The organism is Kribbella sp. NPDC020701 (assembly GCF_055562215.1).
Map to the genome: position 1 here is coordinate 1 of NZ_JBVHFT010000056.1, position 3,439 is coordinate 3,439.

Annotated in this window: 4 protein-coding genes; 1 reads left to right on the top strand and 3 read right to left on the bottom strand. The window is 61.1% G+C overall.

Annotation, left to right across the window (positions count from 1 at the left end; all coding sequences use genetic code 11):
- Positions 1 to 265: 265 nt before the first annotated feature.
- From tsaD to tsaE, 3 genes are read right to left on the bottom strand one after another with little or no spacing between them, the layout of a single operon-like run.
- Complete coding sequence (tsaD, locus tag ACZ3HV_RS44430; protein WP_465693924.1) at positions 266 to 1,309, bottom strand: tRNA (adenosine(37)-N6)-threonylcarbamoyltransferase complex transferase subunit TsaD; 1,044 nt, start codon at positions 1,307 to 1,309, stop codon at positions 266 to 268.
- A complete protein-coding gene (gene tsaB, locus ACZ3HV_RS44435; RefSeq protein ID WP_465693926.1) occupies positions 1,306 to 2,001 on the bottom strand; it encodes a tRNA (adenosine(37)-N6)-threonylcarbamoyltransferase complex dimerization subunit type 1 TsaB in 696 nt (231 codons plus the stop codon). Before tsaB ends, tsaD begins: the two co-directional genes overlap by 4 nt.
- Complete coding sequence (tsaE, locus tag ACZ3HV_RS44440; protein WP_465693927.1) at positions 1,986 to 2,516, bottom strand: tRNA (adenosine(37)-N6)-threonylcarbamoyltransferase complex ATPase subunit type 1 TsaE; 531 nt, start codon at positions 2,514 to 2,516, stop codon at positions 1,986 to 1,988. Before tsaE ends, tsaB begins: the two co-directional genes overlap by 16 nt.
- Before the next feature lie 233 nt (positions 2,517 to 2,749).
- Between tsaE and ACZ3HV_RS44445 the strand changes: the two genes are divergently transcribed.
- Complete coding sequence (locus ACZ3HV_RS44445; RefSeq protein WP_465693928.1) at positions 2,750 to 2,977, top strand: hypothetical protein; 228 nt, start codon at positions 2,750 to 2,752, stop codon at positions 2,975 to 2,977.
- The last annotated feature ends 462 nt before the right edge of the window (positions 2,978 to 3,439 follow it).

The window sequence follows — 3,439 nt, forward strand, 5'->3', positions numbered from 1 at the left end:
CCGGCCCACGCCACCAACCCGCCCAACAACCCCCAGAACACCCAAAAACCAGCCATCAGCGACACGCCGGAACCCCGTGAAACTTCGAGGCTAGTTCAGGAACCGGGGTTCGTACTTCTGCGGCGATCCCCGCTTGGCGCGGTTGCGGCTTGACAGTCTCTGTTAGATAGAGCCGCCGACGGACGTGACCTTACGGGTGCTCGCACCCGCAAGGTCACCAACGGCCCTCTGGTCGCGAACATTCAAAAATGTCCATGCTCTCCGCTCAGCGGTACTTGGACGCGACCTTATAGGTCATCGATGTTTCTCCCATAGGTGCGTTGGCCCGAATGTCGATGTCAAGCGATGATCTCTCACCACGTGACAGCCTATAATAGCCGACGGAGGCAATCATAGCCGCATTGTCGACACAGAGGGTCATGGCGGGAAAATGGACACGAAGACCAGCTTCCGAAGCCTCGGTGGCCAATCTCTCATGCAGGCGACGATTTGCCGATACACCGCCGGCAACGCCGATCGACTTGACTCCTGATGCCCGTGCCGCACGGATTGTCTTGGCCACTAACACGTCCATAGCGGCTTCCTGAAATGATGCCGCGATGTCGGCGACTGCGAACGATTCACCACTCTCTTCGAGTTCGTCGAGCTTCCGCCGCACCGCAGTCTTTAGTCCACTGAAGCTGAAATCCGTACCCGACCGAAGCATTGGGCGAGGAAACTCGAATGCGCCCGGGTCGCCATCCGCTGCGAGTCTATCGATAATGGGACCGCCCGGGTATCCAAGGCCGAGCCGTCGCGCAAGTTTGTCGTAGACCTCACCGAGAGCGTCATCGCGGGTAGTTCCAACCAGGCGGTACCTGCCGAAGGCCTCGGCAACGAGCATCATAGAATGCCCGCCCGCGACGGTTAGGCAAAGAAACGGGTAATCCAGACCATCGTCATTGCTCATGAGGCATGACTGAATATGGCCCTCGACGTGATGCACACCGATCATGGGCACGCCCGTGACCAGCGCGACCGATTTTGCGGCCGCGGTCCCGACGGACAATGATAGAGCCAACCCTTGGTCGGTCGTGACAGCAATCGCGTCGATATCCTTCAGCCCGATGTCCGCCTGCCGCATCGCTTCGGTAAACACGATCGACACTGCTTTGGCATGCTGACGAGATGCGAGGGATGGCACAATTCCACCGTACGGTCGGTGGAAGCCGTGTTGCGACGCAATTATGTTACTCAGGACCGTTGTGCCATTCTCAACGACTGCGACTCCCGTATCGTCGCAAGAAGATTCGAATCCGAGTACAATCATCTAAAAGATCCTTCGCTGGTCTGGATAGTCTTGTCCGCGCCAGCGTAATCCGGCAGGGCGAGATGGACCTTCTCACCAACCAGTCGCTCGGTTGACTCTTCCCGCACATGGCGGACATACATCGAGAGCATCTCTTGACTGGTCACACCGTGCAACTCCGCACCACCGACTAGATCAGCCTGCTCGAGACTGACGAGATCCTCGGCAGGGGCAACGAGGTTCTGTACCGGAACATGCGACCAGGTGACGCGGAGCGCGTCGACGTCTAAGCGGGTTGAGGCGTCGCCAGCATTCCATCGGTCTACCATGTTCTCGCCGAACCGGGCATAGAAGTACGCCATACGGCCCGTGGCGATGACGCCTGCGCCATGCTTCCAGTCACTGGGAGCGCAATCAATTAGGGCCTGCATGCGCGAGATCAAAAGAAGCGGCAGTTCGAGCGTCAAGGCCAACATCTTCGCCGCGACGATCCCAACATTGACACCAGTCCAGTTGCCGGGCCCGCGCACGACGGCTATCTGGTTGAGGTCAGTAGGCTTCATCCGCACCTCATCCAGCACACGCGCGATGGCTGGATGGAGCTCCGAGACAGCCTTCCCTTTCTCACGTTTGGAAATCGCCATCATGCCATCGTCATCAAGCACGCTGACGAGGAGCGTTGGACTTGCCGAATCGATCAGAAGTGTGCGCATGCCTGCGTCCAGGACTCAAGGACCCGAGTCACCTCGGTGGATCTGCCAACCGCGTCAAAGGTTATGGTGCAGACAGGCGGCGTCGCGAAGGACATGGTCATGCCGATGCGAATATAAGTGTTCGAGAGGGCAGAGACGAACTTGTCACCCCACTCGATGAGGGCACCGGACACGTTGCCAGACAATGCCTCGTCGAAGAGTTGCTCATCCTCGTCCGATAGTGACGTCAGGCGATAGAAGTCAATGTGAATGAGAGGTCCGAGCTCCCCGCGCGGGTATTCGTTGATCAACGTAAAGGCCGGGCTCGCAACATCCGCCGGCTCTGCGCCCGTAGCACCGGCCACCAGGCCTTTGCACAGCTGGGTCTTGCCTGACCCCAGGTCACCCTCGATGCTGACAATAACACCGCCGCCGAGCGATGGGCCGAGGACCCGGCCAAGTGAGATCGTCTCTTCGACGCTTCGCGTCTCGACGGTGAAGGGCCACACGTTCGCCGCTGGATCGGTTCCTAACATGCTGCCGACTCTACCTGCGGCGACTCACAGGCGATTCAGGCCCTGGAGGATTACCCAGCCGATGGGTCCCCTCTCGGAAGGCCCGCCCGGCTCTGGAACGGTTGCTCGGCTGAGCAACCTGGCCAGCAACCCATGCGCAATGCGGAGCAAGGATCCACGACCCGGTGATCATGATCCAGGCCGAATCGATGTCCGGGAGCATCCTCAGCTGATGTTGAGTAAGTTTCTGTCAGGTGGCATGGTGTGGCGCCCATCCTGGGTTCGCCCCCGGGCGGGCGCCTCGTGGCGTCGTCGGCTGGTCGGTGGTGCGCGCGTCGTTGGCGACCAAGTTCGCGGCGATCACGGCGCTGGCGATCACGTGGCGTTTCCGGGGTTCATTGAAGCAGTTCCAGCGGTTGGTGCAGCAGTTGGTGCAGCAGTTGGTTGCCGGCGTCACCGCGGGATCCGGGCCGCGGGTGTGACGAGGTCCCGCCAGTCGCGGACGGCTTGGCCGGGCCAGTAGCGGGCGCGATCGTCCCGGGCAGCCTCGATCAAGAGCCCGCGGCCGATCGCGAACCCGGTCAGCGTGGAGACAGCCGAGCCGACGCACTAGTGGAGTGCCCTGCCTGTCGCCTGCCATCTGCTCGGTCCCCGTGTCGAGGCGACCGCCACGGAGACGGCGAGTGCGGCGTCGTAGCCAGACTCGAACGTCATCCTTTGCGCCGGTGAGTCGAGCCGTTGCCGGCCGATCTGGCGCAGTCACTGGCCGTAAGCCCAGTCCACGCCTGGCCGCCGGAGTGGACGACCCCAGGCGCAGCAGCAGTTTCGGCGAGGGTGCCGGGCGGCTATTAGCCCGGGGCTTTCATGCCGGTTGGCTGTGGGGATGTGTGTCGTTGAACTGAAAGGTGCTCCTGACCAGCGACGATGTGGTTTGTCTAGGACCA

What these genes read in the sequence shown, in the direction of transcription:
- tsaE (WP_465693927.1), bottom strand. Translation starts at nt 2,516, where the DNA reads ATGTTAGGAACCGATCCAGCGGCGAACGTGTGGCCCTTCACCGTCGAG.
- tsaD (WP_465693924.1), bottom strand. Translation starts at nt 1,309, where the DNA reads ATGATTGTACTCGGATTCGAATCTTCTTGCGACGATACGGGAGTCGCA.
- tsaB (WP_465693926.1), bottom strand. Translation starts at nt 2,001, where the DNA reads ATGCGCACACTTCTGATCGATTCGGCAAGTCCAACGCTCCTCGTCAGC.